Origin of the sequence: Streptomyces sp. NPDC093221, assembly GCF_044753885.1 — a bacterium.
Classification (GTDB): Bacteria; Actinomycetota; Actinomycetes; order Streptomycetales; family Streptomycetaceae; genus Actinacidiphila.
In genome coordinates, this window is the sequence record NZ_JBIVOA010000012.1 from 176,844 (window position 1) to 196,182 (window position 19,339).

Consider the following 19,339-nt stretch of genomic DNA (forward strand, 5'->3'; position numbering starts at 1 on the left):
GCCTTGGTGGGTAAGGCCGTTGGCGCGGGACGTCACGCCCGCCTCAGGCGGCCGTCTCCAGCTCCAGCAGCAGGTGCTTGGCGTCGGCGCCGCCCGCGTACTGCCCGGCTGAACCGTCCGAGCGCACCACCCGGTGGCACGGCACCACCAGCGGCAGCGGGTTGAGCGCGCACGCCGTACCCACCGCGCGGACCGCCCGCGGACTGCCCGCCGCCGCCGCCACCTGCGCGTAACTCGCCGTCCTGCCGTACGCGATGTCGGGCAGGTGCGTCAGCACCTCGCGCCTGAAGCCCTTCGACAGCCGCCAGTCCAGGGGGACTTCGAAGCCGCGGCGCTGCCCGGTGAAGTACTCGTCGAGCTGGCGGCTCACCGCGTCCAGCCGCCGCGGGGCGCGCAGCACCCGCGGGCTGATGGTGTCCGCGAGCTGCTGGAGCACCGCCGCGTGGTCCTGCACGGCGAACGCCACGCGCACCAGGCCCTTCTCGGTCGCCGCCAGCAGCAGCGGGCCCACCGGGCTGTCCAGCGTCCGGTACGCGACGTCCAGCAGCCCGGCTTGCCCGGCTTCCGCCGCCAGGCGCTCGTGGAGCCGGTCCATCGTCGCGTCGTCCTGCGCGGTGAGGGCTTCCAGGAGCTGGGCGGTCGAGTCGTTCGTGTCCTGCACGTCCTGCACGTCCTGCACGTCCCGCACGTCCTGCGTGTCGTTCGTGTCCTTCATGAGGGGTCTCCTCCTCCCGCGGTGTCCCGCGGATAGCTGCGGCGCAGGGCCTTCACCCCGTCGGCGGCGGCCCTGCGCGCCGCGTCCGGGCTGCCGCCCGTCACGGCGGCGATGTCCTTGTACGGCAGGCCCGCCAGGTAGTGGTACGCGACCGTCTGCCGCTGCCGCTCCGGCAGCGCCTTCAGCGCCGTCCACAGATCCGGGTCCCAGTCCTCGGGCCGCCCGGTGCGGCTCGCCCGCTCGGGCAGCTCCGCCAGCGGTGTCGCGCGGCGCGCGTTGCCCCGCGTGATGTCGACGGCCTTGCGGTGCGCGATGGTCACCAGCCACGCCTCGACGTTCGCGTCCGCGGGCAGCTCCGGGTACGCCCGCAGCGCGGCCAGGAAGGTCTCCGACCACGCGTCCTGCGCGTCGTGCGGGCCCACGACGGCCCGGACCACCCGGAGCACCATCGGCCCGTGGTCGGTCACGATCTGTTCGAACAGTGGCTTGCTCACATGGGGTAAACGCGTGGGGGCGCCAAAACGTGAGGTGGCTTTCGCGGGGGGCGTTTGGACCTGCGGTCCGCTTCGGAACTGCGGTTCGCCGCGGAACTGCGGTCCGCTTCAGAAGAGGCGGTCCGCCGAGGCGGCGTCGGGCTCCTCCAGTTCCAGCAGGTACCGCTTGCGGGCGAGGCCGCCCGCGTAGCCGCGCAGGTTTCCGTCGGCCGCCACCACGCGGTGGCACGGGACGATCACCGACAACGGGTTCAGGCCGTTCGCGGCGCCGACGGCCTGGGAGAGGGAGATGTCGCCGAGCTGGCGGGCGAGGTCGCCGTAGGAGCGGGTTTCTCCGTACGGGATGCGGGTCAGCAGGGTCCAGACGCGGCGCTGGAACTCGTTGCCCTCCGGGGTCAGTTCGAGGTCGAAGGTGTGCCGGGTTCCGGCGAAGTATTCCTTGAGCTGGTGGCGTACGTCGTCGAAGGATTCGTCGGCGCGTTCGCCGAAGGTGGTTTCGTTGGGCCGTCGTTTGTGGCCCTCGAAGTAGAGCCCTACGAGGGCGGGGCCCTCGCGGACCACTGTCAGGTCGCCTACGGGCGAGGCGATCACCGCGTGTGTCCTCATCTTGCTTATTTTTCCCGCCCGCCCACCCGTGCGGGTGCTTTTTCGTCTGCGGGTGCCGCTTGTGCCTGGGTCGGTGCCGGTCCGGGGCACCTCCTCGGGCGACGAACGTGCACCCACTTCGAAAACGTCCAGCCCCTTTCCGTTCGTCCCCCTGCGGGGGCACCCCGGCCCGTCCCCTCCCGGTACGTCGGCGTCCGCCTGTCCGGTGGGGGTGGGTGGGCTTGGGTACGTCGGCGTCCGCCTGTCCGCTGTGGCTGAGGGGGGGAGGGGGTGGGTGGGCTCGGGTGGGGCGGCGTCCGCCTGTCCGGTGGCAGTCGGCGGAAGGGGGGTGGGTGGGCTTGGGTGGGGCGGGGGCTAGCATCCGGGGGCATGGGGACGCGGGGGTGGCGGCTTGGGGCCGTGGTGGGGGTGGCGGTGCTGGCGGGGGTGGGTGCCTCGGGGCCGGAGCGGGCGGAGGCGGTCCGTGCGACGGTGGGGCTTGGGCCGCTTCCGGCGGATCGTTATAACTACACGCCCGAGGACTATCAACGGGAGAAGCGGGCAACGGCGTTGCTGGTCCGGCAGTGCATGGCGAAACGCGGGCACGCGGACTTTCCGCTCGATCCGCGCTACCCCGTCGACCCCACCATGCTCACCGCGGTCAGCACTGGCTACGGCGCACTCGACATGACCAACGCGAGCCGCTGGGGCTACGGATGGGACCCGGCGAAGTCCACTCCCACGCGGCCGCAGGGCCGTCGTATGACCCAGGCCGAGTACGCGGACTTTCCGGCCTGCAACGTGGAGGCGAACCGGCGGCTGATGCGCGGGATCGACGTCAAGCGGGACTGGCTCTACGCGAGCACGCGCTCGGTCGAGATCGACAAGGCCGTCAAACGCGATCCCCGCTTGCTCGCGGCCTGGGACGCGTGGTCCCGCTGCGTGGCCGGCCAGGGGTTCGCCCGCTACTCCGACCCGCTCGCGGTCTTCGGGGACAAGGCGTGGCATCGCGGCAGCGACGGCAACACCACGCACACCCCGACCGAGCGGCGCACCGCCGTCGCCGACGTCACCTGCCAGCGCCGCCACCACACCGCCCAACTCCTGCACGCCGTACGCGCCCAGCAGCAGACCGCCGACATCGCCGCCCACCAGGACCGCTACACCGCTGGCCTGCACGCCCTCCAGACCTTCCGGTCCACCATCTCCGACACCCTCCGCCACCTCGGCTGACGACACCCCGCAAAGCGCCTCCCCCCCCGAACATCGAACACGCCCCCTTTGACCACCGTGTGGGGCCTCAACCCCCCCGCAGCCGCCGACCGCGTTCACCGTCACGTCACCACCGTCCCCGGCCCCATCCACCCCCTCCTCCTCCACCCCCGCGGACCGTCGGGCGCCGACGTACCGGAGGGGACGGTGCGGGGTGCCCCCGCAGATTTGCGTGCCGACAGGGCGTTGACGGATGCGCGGGAGCAGGCAGCACGCAGCTCGAGGAGGTACCCCGTACCGGGACCGACCCCACGCACAAGAGGGCGCCCGGACGGTGCCGGGACCGAACCCCACCGCCGGCCCCCACGCACAAGAGGGCCCTAGGAAGCCGGGGAAGCGGGGTCGGCGGGGTGGGGGGCCAGAAGAGGAAGGTGGGGGGTGGACAGGCGGGACTCGCACAGCGCAGCGAGCATGGCGTAGGCGTCGGGACCCATGAGTTCCGTCAGCTCCGGGCGGTACGACACGTAGACCGGGTCACCGGCACCGTGCGCGGACGTCGCCGACGTGCACCACCAGTGCAGGTCGTGGCCCCCCGGCCCCCACCCCCGCCGGTCGTACTCCCCGATCGACACGACCAGCACCCGCGAATCGTCCGGCCGGTCCACCCAGTCGAAAGTCCGCCGGATCGGCAACTGCCAGCACACGTCCGGCTTCGTCTCCAGCGGCTCGCGCCCCTCCCGCAGGGCCAGCGCGTGCAGCGCGCACCCCTGGCCGCCCGCGAACCCGGCCCGGTTGGAGAAGACACACGCCCCGTCCACGACACGCGTCTGCCGCTCGCCCTCCTCGTTCTCCATCGCCCACGCGCCGTCGGCGCCCTCGGCGTGGAACTGCCACGTCTCCGGCGTGAGCCTGGCCACATGCCCGGCCACCCGCTTCTCGTCGTCGTCGTCCGAGAAGTGCGCGCCCAGCGAACAGCACCCGTCGTCCGCGCGCCCCGCCACGATCCCTTGGCAGCCGCTGCCGAAGACGCACGTCCAGCGCGAGGTGAGCCACGTGAGGTCGCAGCGGAAGACCTGCTCCTCGTCGGCCGGATCGGCGAATTCGACCCAGGCGCGGGCGAAGTCCAGCCCCACCTCGTCGCGGACCGTGCCTGCACTCTTCTTCTTGGCCTTGAGGGCCTTCACCTTCGCCACGCGCCCAAGAGTAAGACCGGAATGCGCCGAATGGTCGCCAACGGGTCGCGGATCGCCCGCGCGCCACCGCCCGGTGGCCCCGCGCGGCCCGCGGAACGGACACCCACGTCGGCGCGCTAGCGTCTTGCCCATGCGACTCGGAGTGCTCGACGTGGGTTCCAACACCGTCCACCTGTTGGTGGTGGACGCGCACCCGGGCGCGCGCCCGCTCCCCGCGTACTCGCACAAGGCGGAGCTGCGCCTGGCCGAACTCCTCGACGAGCACGGCGCGATCAGCGACGCCGGCGTCGACCGCCTGGTCGCCACGATCGCGGACGCGCTGCGCGTGGCGGAGGACAAGGGCGCCGAGGACGTGCTGTCCTTCGCGACCTCCGCGGTGCGGGAGGCGGCGAACGGCGAGGCCGTCCTGGCCCGGGTGGACGCGGAGACGGGCGTACGCCTCACCGTCCTGTCCGGCGAGGACGAGTCGCGGCTGACGTTCCTCGCCGTACGCCGCTGGTTCGGCTGGTCGGCCGGGCGGCTGCTGGTGCTGGACATCGGCGGCGGGTCGCTTGAGGTCGGCTACGGCATGGACGAGTACCCGGACGCGGCCGTGTCCCTGCCGCTCGGCGCGGGACGCCTGACCGGTTCGTGGCTGCCGGGCGACCCGCCGACCGCCCACGACGTACGGTCGCTGCGCAGGCACGTACGCGCCGAGATCGCCCGTACGGTCCCGGACTTCGCCCGCTTCGGCCGGCCCGACCACGCGGTGGGCACGTCCAAGACGTTCAAGCAGCTCGCCAGGCTCGCGGGCGCGGCCCGCTCCGCCGACGGCCTGTACGCCCAGCGCCGGCTGCGGCGCGGCGCGCTGGAGGAGTGGGTGCCGCGGCTCGCGGAGATGACGGCGGCCCAGCGCAGCACCCTGCCGGGCGTCTCGGTCGGCCGGGCCGGGCAGCTCCTGGCGGGCGCCCTGGTCGCGGACGCCGCGATGGACCTCTTCGGCGTCGAGGAGCTGGAGATCTGCCCCTGGGCCCTGCGCGAGGGCGTCATCCTGCGCAAGCTCGACCTGATGGTGAACGACGCCGGACCGGGGGCGGCCCTGGCCCGCTGGGGCGACTGAGCCGGTCCGCCGCCCCCGCCGCGCCCCGCCGTGAGATCGGCGACAGTCCCCCCGCACCCCCCGGCACCTGCCCCTTCCGCCCCGGCCGCCGCCGTACGCTGTTTCCCGTGGCTGAACCAGCGGGTCGGAAGACGGACGGCCGGACGACGGACGCCGCCCTGAGACGCGATTGGCGTACGGGGCAGCGCGCGCAGCACGCGCGGGAACGTCTCGCCCCGACCGCGGTGTCCGCCGCGGGGCCCCGCGGCGGCACGTCGAAGATCGTCCTGTCCACCGCCTCCGTCTACCCGGCCTCCACCGCCACCGCCTTCGAGATCGCCGCCCGCCTCGGCTACGACGGCGTCGAGGTGATGGTGTGGACCGACCCGATCAGCCAGGACGTGGACGCGCTGCGCCGCCTGTCGGACTTCCACCGGATGCCGATCCTGGCCGTCCACGCGCCGTGCCTGCTGATCGCGCAGCGCGTCTGGTCCGCCGACCCGTGGGTCAAGCTCCAGCGGGCCCGCGCGGCGGCCGAGACGCTGGGCGCCTCGACCGTCGTGGTGCACCCGCCGTTCCGCTGGCAGCGCGGCTACGCCAGGGACTTCGTCGCCGGGATCTGGCGGATGGCGGACGAGACGGACGTACGGTTCGCGGTCGAGAACATGTACCCGTGGCGCTACCGGGACCGCGAGATGCAGGCGTACGCGCCCGACTGGGACGTCACCAACGACGACTACCGCCACCTGACCGTGGACTTCTCGCACGCGGCGACCTCCCGTACCGAGCCGTTCGCGCTGATGGCGAGGATGGCCGAGCGGATGGTGCACGTCCATCTCGGCGACAGCACGGGCTCCGCCAAGGACGAGCACCTGGTGCCGGGGCGCGGGAATCTGCCGTGCGCGGAGCTGCTGGCGGCGCTGGCGGCGAGCGACTACGACGGCCATGTGGTGGTCGAGGTGACCACCCGGCGGGCGATGTCGAGGGCCGAGCGCGAGGCGGACCTGGCGGAGGCGCTGGCCTTCACCCGGCTGCACTACGCGACTCCGGCGCCGGTCGGCGGTGGTCCGGCGTGAGTACGGCGAAGGCGTCCCCCGGCTCCCCGGAACCCGACGGGCCCCAGGAATCCGAGGGCCTCCAGGAGTCCGGCAAGCCGGCCGGCCGCCGCCGCGGCCGTCCCGCGGGCACCAAGGCCGGGACCGCCGAGACCCGTGACCGTATCCTCGCCGCCGCCCGCGAGGAGTTCTCCGCCCGCGGCTACGACAAGACCTCCGTCCGCTCGATCGGCAAGGCGGCGGGCGTCGACTCCGCCCTCGTCCACCACTACTTCGGCACGAAGGAACAGATCTTCGGCGCCGCCATCGAGCTGTCCTTCGCGCCCGCCATGAACATCCCCGACCTCGTCGTGGCGGGCGGCGTCGACGGCATGGGCGAGCGGGTGGCCCGGCTGATGCTGCGGATCTGGGAGAACCCGGTCTCGCGCGAGCCGCTGCTGGCCATCGTCCGGTCCGCGGTCACCAACGAGACGGCCGCCGCGGTCTTCCGCGGCCTGGTCAGCCGCCGCGTCCTGGCCCGCCTCGCGGGCGGCCTCGACGTGCCCGACGCCGAGTTCCGCGTGCAGCTCGCCGCCGCCCAGCTCGTCGGGATCATCATGCTGCGGTACATCGTGCGGGTGGAGCCGATGGCCTCCGCCGACCCCGAGGACATCGTCGCCATGGTCGGCCCGGTCCTCCAGCGCTACCTCACCGCCGCCGACGTCCACCCGTAGGACCCCGCCCCCGTACAGCCCCATGGGACCGCACGTCCCGCATACCGGACCGAACGTCCGGATCCTGGGCGACGGGCGTACCCTCGATGCTCTAGTACGGAGCAGTACGAGCCAAGTGAACCCAAGGGAGTGGACACCGTGCCCGAGCTGAGGTCACGTACGGTCACCCACGGCCGCAACATGGCGGGCGCCCGCGCGCTGATGCGCGCCTCCGGCGTCGCCAACAGCGACATCGGGAAGCCGATCATCGCGGTCGCCAACAGTTTCACCGAGTTCGTACCGGGTCACACGCACCTTCAGCCCGTCGGCCGGATCGTCTCCGAGGCGATCCTCGCGGCGGGCGCGGTGCCGCGCGAGTTCAACACGATCGCCGTGGACGACGGCATCGCGATGGGCCACGGCGGCATGCTCTACAGCCTGCCGTCCCGCGACCTGATCGCCGACTCCGTCGAGTACATGGTCGAGGCGCACTGCGCGGACGCGCTGATCTGCATCTCCAACTGCGACAAGATCACCCCGGGCATGCTGATGGCCGCGCTGCGCCTCAACATCCCGACCGTCTTCGTCTCCGGCGGCCCCATGGAGGCCGGCAAGGCGACGCTGGTCGACGGCACCGTCCGCAAGCTGGACCTGATCAACGCCATCGCGGACGCCGTCAACGAGAACATCTCGGACGAGGACATCCTCCGTATCGAGGAGAACGCCTGCCCGACCTGCGGCTCCTGTTCCGGCATGTTCACCGCCAACTCGATGAACTGCCTCACCGAGGCCATGGGCCTGGCCCTGCCCGGCAACGGCTCGGTCCTGGCCACGCACACCGCCCGCAAGGCGCTGTACGAGAACGCCGGCCGCACCGTCGTGGAGCTGACCAAGCGGCACTACGAGCAGGACGACGCGTCCGTGCTGCCGCGCGCCATCGCCACCCGCGCCGCCTTCGACAACGCCATGGCGCTCGACATCGCCATGGGCGGCTCCACCAACACGATCCTGCACCTGCTGGCCGCCGCCCAGGAAGCCGAGCTCGACTACGGCCTGGACGACATCAACGCCGTCTCGCGCCGCGTCCCCTGCCTGGCCAAGGTCGCGCCGAACGTGGCGCCCGGCGGCACGTACTACATGGAGGACATCCACCGGGCCGGCGGCATCCCCGCCATCCTCGGCGAGCTGTACCGCGGCGGGCTGCTCAACGAGGACGTGCACACCGTCCACTCGCCCTCCATCAAGGAGTGGCTCGACGCCTGGGACGTGCGCGGCGGCTCCGCCTCCGACGAGGCCGTCGAGCTGTGGCACGCGGCGCCCGGCTGCAAGCGCTCCGCCGAGGCGTTCTCGCAGTCCGAGCGGTGGGACACCCTGGACACCGACGCCGCGGGCGGCTGCATCCGCGACGTCGCGCACGCCTACTCCGCCGACGGCGGCCTGGCCGTGCTGCGCGGCAACCTCGCCCTGGACGGCGCGGTCGTGAAGACCGCGGGCGTGGACGAGTCGATCTGGACCTTCGAGGGGCCGGCCGTCGTCTGCGAGTCGCAGGAAGAGGCCGTCGACAAGATCCTCGCCAAGCAGGTCAACCCCGGCGATGTCGTCGTGATCCGCTACGAGGGCCCGCGCGGCGGCCCCGGCATGCAGGAGATGCTCTACCCCACGTCCTTCCTCAAGGGCCGCGGCCTCGGCAAGGTCTGCGCCCTGGTCACCGACGGCCGCTTCTCCGGCGGCACGTCGGGCCTGTCCATCGGCCACGCCTCACCCGAGGCGGCCTCGGGCGGCACCATCGCCCTGGTCGAGGACGGCGACCGCATCCGGATCGACATCCCCAACCGCTCCATGGAACTCCTGGTGTCCGAGGAGGAGCTGGCCGCCCGCCGCGAAGCCCTCGGCGGCGTCTACGCCCCGCGCGACCGCACCCGCAAGGTCTCCACGGCCCTGCGCGCCTACGCGGCCATGGCCACCAGCGCCGACCGCGGCGCCGTCCGCGACATCACCAAGCTGGAGCGCTGACACCGGCAGCGCACGCACGACGCCCCCGCACCGTGACCCGGTGCGGGGGCGTCGTGCGTACGGCCGCGCTGTGCCTGGACGTACGCGTATCCGTGCGGGGACGGGCACATGTTCGTGCACGTTTACGCGCACGCGTACGGGTCGACGGTCAGAGGTGGTCGATGCCCGTGAGGTCGACGTTGATGCGGTACGGGACCTGGACGGTCAGCTCCTCGCGGTGCACGCCGGTGAGGGCGTACGAGTGCGAGGCCGGATCCCACTCGTGCACGTAGACCATCGGGCGCTCGGTCTCGGTGTCCTCCTCCACGCGCCACAGGTGCGTGACCCCCGCTTCCTCGTACGGGTGAGGCTCGCTCTCGTCGGCGTCGGCGGGCAGGACTTCCACGGCGAGGACGACAACGTTCTCCGCCTCCGCGCCGACCACGACGATGTCCGGTTCGGCCACCGTGCGCTCGTCCACGACCACCGCCACGTCCCTGCGCACCCGCAGGTGCGCGGGGAGCGTACGGCGGAGGCTGTGCGTCATCAGATACCGCGCCAGCGTGCGGAATCGCTCCTGCCGCGCGGGGTTCTCAGCGGCGTGCGCCGTTAATTTTCCTTCCATGGACAGTAAGTATGACCCCTGGGCAGAGAATGACGCTGGCATATGCCAAATCAGAGGTGCCGGCCGCGCCTCGCCCGGGTGGTCCTGAACACGAGGAAGCCGCCGACGAGCAGCGATCCGCCGGCGAGTCCCGCCGCCCATCCGACCTCGGCGCCGGTGTGCGGGAGGGTGTCGCCGCCGGGGGTGGTCCAGGTCCCGGTGGGCGTCGGCGGGGGAGTGGTGCCGGCCGTCCCGGACGGGTCCGGGGAGGTGGTGGACGGGGTGGTCGGTGATGTCGTGGGCGAGGTGGTGGGCGGGGTGGTCGGTGGCGTCGTGGGCGGGGTGGTCGGCGAGGTGGTGGGCGGTGGGGTCGTGCCGCCGGTCTCCGGGCCGGTCGGGGTGGGCGTCGTGGGCGTCGTCGTCGCGGTGGTCGGCGGTGTCGTCGTCGGTGGCACCGGCGTCGTCGAGTCGACCGAGTTCGTCGGGGTCGGGGTGGTGGTCTCGCAGGTGACGGCGACGTGGCCGAGGCGGAGGTCGACCAGCGGTCCCGCGTACGCCGGGGCGCCGCTCGTGTCGGTGAACGTGCCGCTGACGGTGATGTCGACGCCCGCGTCCGCGCTGGTGGCGGCGGTCGGGGCGCCGCCGGGCGGGTGCTGGTACGGCTCGTACGTCACGGTGAGCGTGCCGCCGCCGATGCCGGAGGCGCCGATCTCCGCGCCGGTCACGTCGAAGGTGGTCGTCCCGACCGGGACGGTGTGGCCGAGTACGTCGATCACCCCGCCGTCCGTCCGCGCGTACGCGAGCGCGTACGGGCCCACCGGCGGCGGCACGCACTCCGCGTACGCGTCCAGCGACCCGACGCTGACGAAGTCCTTGGAGTTCAGGCCGAGCGTGAAGCCGCCCGCCTGGGCCTGCGCGGAGGTCTTGCCTGGACCCGCGTCCGTACGGGCCGTGACCGCGCCGATCACCGTCAGGTGCGACAGCACGCCGGACGGGTCGGAGAAGTCACCGCCGTCCGGGCCGCCGTCCGGGGCGGAGGAGGCGTGGCCGTACCGGCCGTGGAAGGCGCTCAGGCCGAGCGCCGGGGCGGGTGCGAGGGTGAGGTCGACCAGGGAGCTGGTCGCCGCCTCGGCCGCGCGGGGGCCCGCGGCCGTCGCCGCGCCGGACCCGGCGGCCAGGGTGCAGGCGGCGGCGGTGAGGGCGGCGGCGCCCAGGCCGAGGAGGAGGTGGGGGGCGGGGGGACGGCGTCGGAGCCCGGGCGAGGCCGGGGGGACGTCTGACCGGATGTCTGACATATCGTCAGGAAAACGCATCGCGTCGTGCGATTCGTCGACCGTCGGCCGAACGGGTGTGTCAGGGAACGTCCCGTTCTGGGTCATAATCGATGGTGTGGACGAGGTGAGCGAAGTGAAGCGGCGGGTTGGCGGGGGCGGTGGCGGAAGCGGCCGGGCGGTTGAGGGGGTGCCGCGGCCGGAGCCGATCCGTTTCTTCGGGACGACGTGGGTCGCGCACGACGGCGGATACGCCTGGCGGCGGGCCGGGCTCGCGGTCGGGTCCCTCGTCGCCATCGCGGCGGGGGCGGCGGTGCTGCGGTTCGGCTTTCAGGGGCTGGCCGACGCCGACGTCGGGCCCTTTGTGACGTTTCTGGCGGTGGCCGGGTTCGCCGTGTGCAGCGCTCTCGCTTTCCAGCGGACGTGGCGGGGGTTTTCGCGGCGGCGGGAGGCGGGGGCCGAGCAGGGGCTTCTGGCGATCGGCTTTCTCGGCGTGCTCCTCGCCTATTTCCTTCGGGCCTTCACCGAAGCGCCGGGGGAGGCGCTGCACCGCGCCGAGCACGCGACCGCCTCGGCACGCCGCCGGTCCTAGGGCCTGTCCGGCCGGGCGGTGGGCGCATATCCCGGTCGTCGCTATGACGTCTCCCTGGCCACCCGGGTGAGTACCGCTTGGCGCAGGCCGGCGGGTTCCACTTCCAGGGCCGCCAGTACCTCGAGGCCGCGGCCTTCTCCCGCCGCCAGCAAGCCGAGCAGGATGTGTTCGGTGCCGATGAAGTCGTGTCCGAGGGCGATGGCCTCGTCCTGGGACAGCACCACGGCGCGCCTCGCGCGGTCGGTGAAAAACTCGAACCCCTCTACTCCTCCGTGCGGGTGCCGCTTGTGCCTGGTCGGTGCCGGTCCGGGGCACCTCCTCGGGCGACGAACATGCGGGCACCTGCGCCTGCTTCTGGCCTTGTCCGTTCGTCCCCCTGCGGGGGCACCCCGGCCCGTCCCCTCCTCGCCCGTCGGCGTCCGCCTGTCCGTTGTGGCTGAGGGGGGAGGGGGTTACTTGCGCGGGGTCACCCTTGGCGCGTCCACAGGCCGAACCACTGCTCGGCGCCGTACTCCTCGAAGCGTTCGACCTCGGTGAATCCAAGCTTTTCCGCGACGCGCAGCGATGCCGTATTGGCGGTCTGCGTGCAGAGCACCACCGGCTCGCCGGGGAGCGCTTCGGCGGCCCAGTCGAGCGCTGCCGCGCAGGCTTCGGTGGCGTATCCGTGGCCCCACGCCTCGGGCAGGAACATGTAGCCGAGTTCGGGTTCCCCGCCCTCCGGACGGACGTGCCCTTTGCTCCCGGCGCCGTGCCGGTCGATCGTGACGATGCCGATCATCGCCCCGTCGAGGTCGACCACGAAGAGCCCGTGCCGCCGTCTTGGCGTCTCGGGCACCGCCCGCTCCATCTCGTCCCGCTCTCGGGGCCCTCCCACATAGGTCCCCACCTCCGCCGAACAGAACAGCTCAATCACCGCCCCCCGATCCCCCGCCTCCGGCTCCCTCAACCAGAGCCGCCCCGTCCGAATCCCCCCACCCGGCCACCCCTCCACCCACCCCAACTCCCCCATCCCCCCAACCTATCCCCGCCCCACCCAACCCCCCGATGTCTCTGGCAGGTTCTTCTGGGACCACTGCAGCAGGTAGTTCGGGCTCCAGGTTGTGGCAAGTTGATCCGGCTCCAGCTGCCCCTCGGTGCTCCTGGGCATCGCAGTGTCGGTGGTGCCTCGTACTCTGCGCGGGTGAGCATGAATGGTGAGTACTTGCGTGTAACACCGGCCGAGCTGGCCAGGGCAGTCAAGGACCCGGACTGGGCGTTCGAGTACGTCATGGAGATCATGGAGACAGACGGCATCAATGACGTCGCTCCCTCAGACGCACGGCAGCTATCGACTCACAAGGCGTTCGACGCCATCGCATTCCTCCTCGAACGCGCGAGTTTCCCCGTGGACATCGTTCATGGCGGGCAGACGTTCACCAGCGAGGACTGGGGCTATGGGCCGGCCAAGTACCTGGACGCGGACCAGGTCAAGCTCGCCGCCGGAGTCCTGGCCGGCTTGTCCTTCCAGGACTTGATCCGGGACGTGGATCCCGAGCAGATGACGGCCGCGCAGATCTACCCGCTCCTGTGGGATGAGGCCGACGCCCTGGAATGGGTGCGTGGGTGGTTCGACCCGCTGGTTCCGTTCTTCGGCGCCGCCGCCCAAGCAGGCGAGGCCATGCTGGTCTGGCTCGACTGAGTCGTGCAGCTCCGCCTCGGCAGAGGATTCCTGGCAGCCACTGGCCGGCCGCTCGGCCCTGCGCCTCGCCCGCTTTCGAGTGAATCCAGGTACTCCGTTCGGCAGCCGCGCCTGGGTGTGATCCAGTGATCACGGCCTGTCGGGGGCCGTGGCTGCGGTCATGGTTGTGTCGGGAGGCCGAGGTTGGCGCTGTCCCGGGTCGAGCTGTTCGCAAGCATTCGTCGGGACACCGCAAATCGAAGCGGAGGCCCGCGAAGGCCGGGTCCACCAGGACGGGATGGTCCCGCAGATCCACCTGCCGGGCGAGGAAGCCGAGGTGGACTTCGCGGACGTGTGGGTCCGGCTGGCCGGCACCACGGTCAAGTGCCACCTGCTCACGCTGCGGCCTTCGTACTCGGGCAAGGCCGTCCGCCGGGTCTTCGCCTTCGAAGCGCAGGAAGCCTTCCTGGAAGGCCACGTCGAAGCTTTCCGCGTGCTGGGAGGGGTGCCGACCAGGCACATCCGGTACGACAACCTCAAGCCGGCGGTCAAACCAGGTCTGCACCGGCCGCAGCCGAGTGGAATCCGAACGCTGGGTGGCCTTCCGCTCCCGCTACGGCTTCGATGCGTTCTACTGCATCCCCGGTCAGGAAGGCGCCCACGAGAAGGGCGGGGTGGAACAGGAGGGCGGCCGGTTCCGCCGCACCCACTTGGTCCCCGTTCCCGATGTCGCCTCGCTCGCCGAGCTGAACGAGCGGATCGCCGAGATCGACGCCGCGGAGGACGAGCGGATCCTGCGCGGTCGGCTCACCTCGGTCGGCTTCAACTACCGCTCCGAGGCCGATGAGCTCGCGCCGCTTGGCGGGCGAGGACTTCGAGTGTGGGCTGACCCTGACGCCCAAGACGGCGGACCGTCATCCGCAGCCGTGCCGGAGGGGGCGGGTACCCAACCCCTCCGCCCACCGGACGGCGGACCTCCCACCCCCTCCCCCCACCCATGGGGGACCGTCAGGCGGCGACGGGCCGGAGGGGACGGGGCGGGGTGCCCCCGCAGATTTGCGTGCCGACAGGGCGGGGACGAATGGGCAAGGAGCAGGCAGCACGCAGCTCGAGGAGGTGCCCCGGCCCGGGACCGACACCAGGGACAGGGCGGTGGGCAAAGGAAAGGCGCCCGGGGGGAAAGACCCCCCAGGCACCGAGGTGCGCCGACAATGCGACACGGGTGACGTCAGGCGCTCAAGAAACGTCAAGCGCTCAAAAGACCTGAAGCGCTCAAGACGTCAAAGCCTCAGGCACGCCGCGCAGCCGAAACGGTCCCGACGGCTCCCACGACAGCCGCCACGACAGCCCCGTGCCAGACCCCGGTCCAGAGCGACCCGAAGAACCCCTGACTTGTCAGGACCTCCCGAATAACGAAGTCGCTGACAAGCATGAGCGCCCCGGGCACAGCCGCCACCCGCCACGGATGCTCCCGCGCCCACCTCCGTATCCGGTGATCCCGCCCCCGCGCGCCCCCGGAGTACCCGAGCACCGCCCCCGCCCCGCCCACGCAGTAGAAGAGCAGGGCGCCCACGGACAGCGCCCCGGCCAGAATGCCGAGCCCGAAGTGCCCGTGCACGAGGTGCAGGGCAAGTGACACCCCACCCCCGATCGCACCGACGGCAGCGGCCGGCCGCCAAGGTCCAAGCGTCGCCGAGGCCACGGCCAACTGCCGCTTCTCAACGCGCGATGCAGCAACTTCTCGGGATGAACGCCTCATACCGCAACGATCCTTCGCCCCCACCGCGTACGCCATAGGGGATGACCCTGACCGACCCCGGACCCCCGACCAGGACACCGACCCCCGGGCCCAGGAACCCCGGCCATCCGGGCCCAGGAACCCCGGCCATCCGGATGAGGACACCGACCCCCCGGCCCAGGAACACCGCCCCCCGACCAGGCCCCCCGGCCCAGGAACCCCGGCCCCCCACCGAGCCGCCGCCAGGCCCCCCGAAAACCCACCCCCTCCGGAGGAGCACGGCTTGACGCGCACCCCGTCACGGGTGTTTATTCATCACATGATGAATAAAGCCCCCGGACCCGCCATCGAGGCCGCCGGCCTCCGCGTCGTACGCGGTGGCCGCACCGTGCTCGACAACCTCTCCTTTACCCTCCCGCCCGGCCGAATCACCGGCCTCCTCGGACCGAGCGGCTGCGGAAAATCCACGCTGATGCGAGCGATCGTCGGCTCGCAGGCCCACGTCACCGGCACCCTCAACGTGCTGGACCACCCGGCGGGCCACCGCAGCCTGCGCCCGCGCCTCGGATACGTGACGCAGGCGCCGTCGGTCTACTCCGACCTCACCGCCCGGCAGAATCTCGACTACTACGCCGCCGTCCTCGGCATCGCGCACCGCGACCGCGCCGCCCAGGTCGAACGCGCCCTGACGGATGTCAACCTGATGTCGCACGCCGACAGCCTCGCCGCCAACCTCTCCGGCGGCCAGCGCGGCCGGGTCTCCCTCGCGGTGGCCCTCCTCGGCGAGCCGGAACTGCTCGTGCTGGACGAGCCGACGGTCGGCCTCGACCCGGTGCTCCGCAGGGACCTGTGGGAACTGTTCCACCGGCTGGCCGACGAGCGCGGCGCGACCGTACTCATCTCGTCGCACGTCATGGACGAGGCGGAACGCTGCCACCGCCTGCTGCTGATGCGCGAGGGCCGCATCCTCGCCGACGACACCCCCGACGCACTGCGCGAGCGCACCGGCTCCGACACCGTCGAAGAGGCGTTCCTGCGCCTGGTCGACGCGGCCAACGACGAAGCCAGCGGCGCGAGCGACGCCAAGAGCGGCGACGCCAAGGGCGGCCAGGCCGAGGGCGCGAGCGACGCCTCTCAGCAGAAGCCCCCCGCACAAGCCAGTGCCAGTGCCAACGAATCCGCCGAGTCCACCCCCACAGAATCGACCGCGCGATGAACCTCGACCGCACCTTCGCCACGGCCCGCCGCGTCCTGCGCCAGCTCAGCCACGACCCGCGCACGATCGCCCTGATGCTCGTCGTCCCGTGCGTGCTGCTGACACTGCTGAAGTACGTCTTCGACGCCAGCCCGCAGACGTACAACTCGGCCGGCGCCTCGCTCCTCGGCATCTTCCCGCTGATCACGATGTTCCTGGTCACGTCGATCGCCACGCTGCGCGAACGCACCTCGGGCACCCTGGAGCGGCTGCTGTCCATGCCGCTGGGCAAGGCCGACCTGCTCGCCGGGTACGCGCTCGCGTTCGGCGCCGTCGCCGTCGTCCAGGCCGCGCTCGCCACCGGCCTGTCCGTCCTCGCGCTCGGCCTCGACGTCACCGGCTCGGCGTGGCTGCTGCTGGTCGCCGCGCTCGCCGACGCCTTCCTCGGCACCGCGCTCGGCCTGTTCGTCAGCGCCTTCGCGTCCAGCGAGTTCCAGGCCGTGCAGTTCCTGCCCGCCGTGCTGCTCCCGCAGATCCTGCTCTGCGGCCTGTTCGTCCCGCGCGGCGACATGCAGCCGGTCCTCAGCGGCCTGTCGAACGTGCTCCCCATGTCGTACGCCGCCGACGCCACCACCCAGATCGTCCACCACACGGGTGTCACCGGCGACTTCGTACGCGATCTGATCATCGTCGCCTGCTGCGCCCTCCTGGCCCTCGGCCTGGGCTCGGCCACCCTGCGCCGCCGCACCACCTGAGCCGCACCACCTGAGCAGAGCCACCCGAGCAGAGCCACCCGAGCAGAGCCACCCGAGCAGAGCCACCCCGGGTTGCCCGGACGTACGACCGAAGGGCGGACGCGGCCCGCTTGCCCCGTCCGCCCCTGCGAAGATGACCCCATGACCGCCCAGAAGCAGAAAGTCGCCGTTCTCGGCACCGGCAAAATCGGCGAAGCCCTCCTCTCCGGCATGATCCGCGCCGGATGGGCCCCGGAGGACCTGCTGGTCACCGCCCGCCGCCCCGAACGCGCCGAGGAACTGCGCGCCCGTTACGGCGTCGAGGCCGTCACGAACGCCGAGGCCGCCAAGGCCGCCGACACCCTCATCCTGGCGGCCAAGCCCCAGGACATGGGCGCCCTGCTGGACGAGCTGGCCGCGCACGTACCGGCCGACCGCCTCGTCATCAGCGCCGCCGCCGGCATCCCGACCGCCTTCTTCGAGGAGCGGCTCGCGGACGGCATCGCGGTCGTACGCGTCATGCCGAACACCCCCGTGCTCGTGGACGAGGGCATGTCCGTGATCTCGGCGGGCCGCCACGCCACCGAGGCCCACCTCGCCCGTACCGAGGCCATCTTCAAGCCGGTCGGCAAGACCCTCCGCGTCCCGGAGAAGCAGCAGGACGCCGCGACCGCCCTGTCCGGTTCCGGACCCGCGTACTTCTACTACCTGGTCGAGGCCATGACCGACGCGGGCATCCTGCTCGGCCTCCCGCGCGCCCAGGCCCACGACCTCATCGTCCAGTCCGCGATCGGCGCCGCCGTGATGCTCCGCGACAGCGGCGAGCACCCGGTCAAGCTCCGCGAAGCCGTCACCTCCCCGGCGGGCACCACCATCAACGCCATCCGCGAACTGGAGAACCACGGCGTACGCGCCGCCCTCCTCGCCGCCCTCGAAGCCGCCCGCGACCGCAGCCGCGAGCTGGCCTCCGGCAACGGATGACCCGGCTCGACGGGTACGGCCGCGGGTAGCGAGGCGGCACGGGAGCAGGACGGTTACGGCCGCGGCTACGTGAGCGGCAGCAGCCCCACCGCCCGGTAGGCCGCGTCAACGGTCGGCCGGGCCAGCGCCCGCGCCGCCGCCGCGCCGTCCCGCAGCACCCCGTCCACGTACGACGGATCGGCGCTGAACTCGGCGTGCCGCGCCCGCAACGGCCGCAGCAGCTCCACCACCGCCTCCGCCGTGTCCCGCTTCAGGGACCCGTACGCCGTGTACTCCCCGGCCAGCGTCTCCGGCTCCTTGCCCGTACAAGCCGCCAGGATGTCCAGCAGATTCGCGACGCCCGGCCGCGCCTCGCGGTCGTACTCCACCTCGCCGGCCCCGCTGTCCGTCACCGCCCGCATCACCTTCTTGGTGATCGCCTCGGGCTCGTCGAGCAGGTAGATGATCCCGGCGGTGGCGTCGTGCGACTTGCCCATCTTGCCGGTGGGGTCCTGGAGGTCCATGACCCGCGCGGCCACGGCCGGCCGTACGGCGCGGGGTACGACGAACGTCCGCCCGTACCGCTGGTTGAACCGCTCCGCCAGCACCCGCGTCAGCTCCACATGCTGCGTCTGGTCCTCGCCGACCGGCACCTCGTCGGCGCCGTACGCCAGGATGTCCGCCGCCATCAGCGCCGGGTACGTGAGCAGCGACAGCCGTACGCTCTGCCCGGCCGCCTGCGCCCGCGCGGACTTCTCCTTGTACTGGATCATGCGCCGCATCTCACCGTCGGTGGCCACGCACTCCATGACGTACGACAGCCGCGCGTGCTCGTCGACGTGGCTCTGCACGAACACCGTGCACACCTGCGGATCGAGCCCGGCCGCCAGCAGCAGGCTCGCCGCCTGCCGGGTGAGCCGTCGCACCCGCGCCGGATCGTGGTCGACGGTGAGCGCGTGCAGGTCGACCACGCAGAACAGCGACTCCGCCCGGTGCTGGTCCTCTTCCGCCCACCGTCGGATCGCGCCGAGGTAGTTCCCCAAGGTGAGGTGCCCGGTCGGCTTGACCCCACTGAAAATCCGCGTCATGACTGCTGTCTCCTGGTCCTGGTCGGGTTCGCGGGACCACCGCCCACCGCGGCCGGGACAACAGAAAACGGCCGCCGAGGCGGCGGCCGTTGGATGCATACGTGACTCCTGGCCGCCCTAGGCGGCCCACCACTGAGAGGTGCACGCATGCGATGTCATACGACCCACAGTAGCCCTCCGGCCACCGCCAGGGCACCGAGTTGACACTCTCCGGACCCGTGCGTAACGTTCTCCGGGTTGTCCGAGCGTGAGCGCCGACTCCGGTCGGTCCCCGGACAGCCATTCCGCAGCAAACAAACGAGCGACTACGGCATGCCGTGGCGTTCACTTGTGCGCATTCGGAATGGGGCGGGAACGGAAAGCGGCCGATTTGGTTCGACCGCCGAAGTTCAGCTAATGTCTCACTCGTCGGAACGGCCGAACAGCCGGAAAGACAAGCCCCGCTGACTGGGGGTCAGGCACTGGAAAGCGTCTGATAGAGTCG

Annotated in this window: 19 protein-coding genes; 10 read left to right on the plus strand and 9 right to left on the minus strand. The window is 71.9% G+C overall.

Annotated features, from left to right (window positions below; translation table 11 throughout):
• Nucleotides 1-43: 43 nt before the first annotated feature.
• From ACIQCJ_RS33415 to ACIQCJ_RS33425, 3 genes are all read right to left on the minus strand, one after another.
• Nucleotides 44-715 (minus strand): methylated-DNA--[protein]-cysteine S-methyltransferase, encoded by a 672-nt coding sequence (locus ACIQCJ_RS33415; RefSeq protein WP_401724335.1) that lies wholly within the window; start codon nucleotides 713-715, stop codon nucleotides 44-46.
• Nucleotides 712-1,209, minus strand: coding sequence for a sigma-70 family RNA polymerase sigma factor (locus tag ACIQCJ_RS33420; RefSeq protein WP_355342318.1), 498 nt, complete (start codon nucleotides 1,207-1,209; stop codon nucleotides 712-714). The genes ACIQCJ_RS33415 and ACIQCJ_RS33420 overlap by 4 nt, the downstream gene beginning before the upstream one ends.
• A 108-nt stretch (nucleotides 1,210-1,317) precedes the next feature.
• Nucleotides 1,318-1,815, minus strand: coding sequence for a methylated-DNA--[protein]-cysteine S-methyltransferase (locus tag ACIQCJ_RS33425; RefSeq protein WP_401313842.1), 498 nt, complete (start codon nucleotides 1,813-1,815; stop codon nucleotides 1,318-1,320).
• A 567-nt stretch (nucleotides 1,816-2,382) separates the two neighbouring features.
• Here ACIQCJ_RS33425 and ACIQCJ_RS33430 point away from each other — a divergent pair.
• Nucleotides 2,383-3,027, plus strand: a complete 645-nt coding sequence (locus ACIQCJ_RS33430) for a hypothetical protein (RefSeq protein ID WP_402713568.1) — start codon at nucleotides 2,383-2,385, stop codon at nucleotides 3,025-3,027.
• A 359-nt stretch (nucleotides 3,028-3,386) separates the two neighbouring features.
• Here the strand turns inward: ACIQCJ_RS33430 and ACIQCJ_RS33435 are convergent, their stop codons facing one another.
• A complete protein-coding gene (locus tag ACIQCJ_RS33435) occupies nucleotides 3,387-4,199 on the minus strand; it encodes a hypothetical protein (RefSeq protein ID WP_402713570.1) in 813 nt (270 codons plus the stop codon).
• 130 nt (nucleotides 4,200-4,329) lie between these two features.
• On the opposite strand from ACIQCJ_RS33435, the gene ACIQCJ_RS33440 reads away from it, so the two are divergent.
• The 4 genes from ACIQCJ_RS33440 (at nucleotide 4,330) to ilvD (ending at nucleotide 9,037) form a co-directional block, all read left to right on the plus strand.
• A complete protein-coding gene (locus ACIQCJ_RS33440; protein ID WP_391164078.1) occupies nucleotides 4,330-5,298 on the plus strand; it encodes a Ppx/GppA family phosphatase in 969 nt (322 codons plus the stop codon).
• Nucleotides 5,299-5,522: 224 nt separating this feature from the next.
• Complete coding sequence (locus tag ACIQCJ_RS33445) at nucleotides 5,523-6,353, plus strand: sugar phosphate isomerase/epimerase family protein (protein ID WP_402713601.1); 831 nt, start codon at nucleotides 5,523-5,525, stop codon at nucleotides 6,351-6,353.
• The gene (locus tag ACIQCJ_RS33450) at nucleotides 6,350-7,045 is read left to right on the plus strand and encodes a TetR family transcriptional regulator (protein ID WP_391164079.1); all 696 of its coding nucleotides are present in this window, start codon (nucleotides 6,350-6,352) and stop codon (nucleotides 7,043-7,045) included. Before ACIQCJ_RS33445 ends, ACIQCJ_RS33450 begins: the two co-directional genes overlap by 4 nt.
• Nucleotides 7,046-7,183: 138 nt before the next feature.
• A complete protein-coding gene (gene ilvD, locus ACIQCJ_RS33455; protein WP_391049609.1) occupies nucleotides 7,184-9,037 on the plus strand; it encodes a dihydroxy-acid dehydratase in 1,854 nt (617 codons plus the stop codon).
• A 148-nt stretch (nucleotides 9,038-9,185) separates the two neighbouring features.
• On the opposite strand, the gene ACIQCJ_RS33460 is transcribed toward ilvD, so the two are convergent.
• Together ACIQCJ_RS33460 and ACIQCJ_RS33465 are read right to left on the minus strand one after the other, a co-directional pair.
• A complete protein-coding gene (locus tag ACIQCJ_RS33460) occupies nucleotides 9,186-9,641 on the minus strand; it encodes a Uma2 family endonuclease (protein ID WP_355350205.1) in 456 nt (151 codons plus the stop codon).
• 50 nt (nucleotides 9,642-9,691) lie between these two features.
• Nucleotides 9,692-10,915, minus strand: coding sequence for an LPXTG cell wall anchor domain-containing protein (locus ACIQCJ_RS33465; protein ID WP_402713573.1), 1,224 nt, complete (start codon nucleotides 10,913-10,915; stop codon nucleotides 9,692-9,694).
• A 94-nt stretch (nucleotides 10,916-11,009) separates the two neighbouring features.
• Between ACIQCJ_RS33465 and ACIQCJ_RS33470 the strand changes: the two genes are divergently transcribed.
• A complete protein-coding gene (locus ACIQCJ_RS33470; protein WP_402713575.1) occupies nucleotides 11,010-11,483 on the plus strand; it encodes an EamA/RhaT family transporter in 474 nt (157 codons plus the stop codon).
• Nucleotides 11,484-11,524: 41 nt separating this feature from the next.
• Here the strand turns inward: ACIQCJ_RS33470 and ACIQCJ_RS33475 are convergent, their stop codons facing one another.
• Both ACIQCJ_RS33475 and ACIQCJ_RS33480 read right to left on the minus strand, forming a co-directional pair.
• A complete protein-coding gene (locus ACIQCJ_RS33475; protein ID WP_402713577.1) occupies nucleotides 11,525-11,704 on the minus strand; it encodes a Clp protease N-terminal domain-containing protein in 180 nt (59 codons plus the stop codon).
• Nucleotides 11,705-11,949: 245 nt separating this feature from the next.
• A complete protein-coding gene (locus tag ACIQCJ_RS33480) occupies nucleotides 11,950-12,492 on the minus strand; it encodes a GNAT family N-acetyltransferase (protein ID WP_402713579.1) in 543 nt (180 codons plus the stop codon).
• 177 nt (nucleotides 12,493-12,669) lie between these two features.
• Here ACIQCJ_RS33480 and ACIQCJ_RS33485 point away from each other — a divergent pair, with 177 nt between their 5' ends.
• From ACIQCJ_RS33485 to proC, 4 genes are all read left to right on the plus strand, one after another.
• Nucleotides 12,670-13,161, plus strand: a complete 492-nt coding sequence (locus tag ACIQCJ_RS33485) for a DUF1877 family protein (RefSeq protein WP_391049782.1) — start codon at nucleotides 12,670-12,672, stop codon at nucleotides 13,159-13,161.
• A gap of 2,036 nt (nucleotides 13,162-15,197) precedes the next feature.
• On the plus strand, nucleotides 15,198-16,094 hold the full coding sequence (locus tag ACIQCJ_RS33490; RefSeq protein ID WP_401313861.1) for an ABC transporter ATP-binding protein: 897 nt from the start codon (nucleotides 15,198-15,200) through the stop codon (nucleotides 16,092-16,094).
• Entirely contained in the window at nucleotides 16,091-16,828 is a 738-nt protein-coding gene (locus ACIQCJ_RS33495) for an ABC transporter permease (protein WP_355350226.1), read from the plus strand. Before ACIQCJ_RS33490 ends, ACIQCJ_RS33495 begins: the two co-directional genes overlap by 4 nt.
• Nucleotides 16,829-16,969: 141 nt before the next feature.
• Nucleotides 16,970-17,788, plus strand: coding sequence for a pyrroline-5-carboxylate reductase (gene proC, locus ACIQCJ_RS33500; protein ID WP_355350229.1), 819 nt, complete (start codon nucleotides 16,970-16,972; stop codon nucleotides 17,786-17,788).
• 65 nt (nucleotides 17,789-17,853) lie between these two features.
• On the opposite strand, the gene trpS is transcribed toward proC, so the two are convergent.
• Nucleotides 17,854-18,855, minus strand: coding sequence for a tryptophan--tRNA ligase (trpS, locus tag ACIQCJ_RS33505; RefSeq protein ID WP_402713582.1), 1,002 nt, complete (start codon nucleotides 18,853-18,855; stop codon nucleotides 17,854-17,856).
• Nucleotides 18,856-19,339 lie beyond the last annotated feature (484 nt).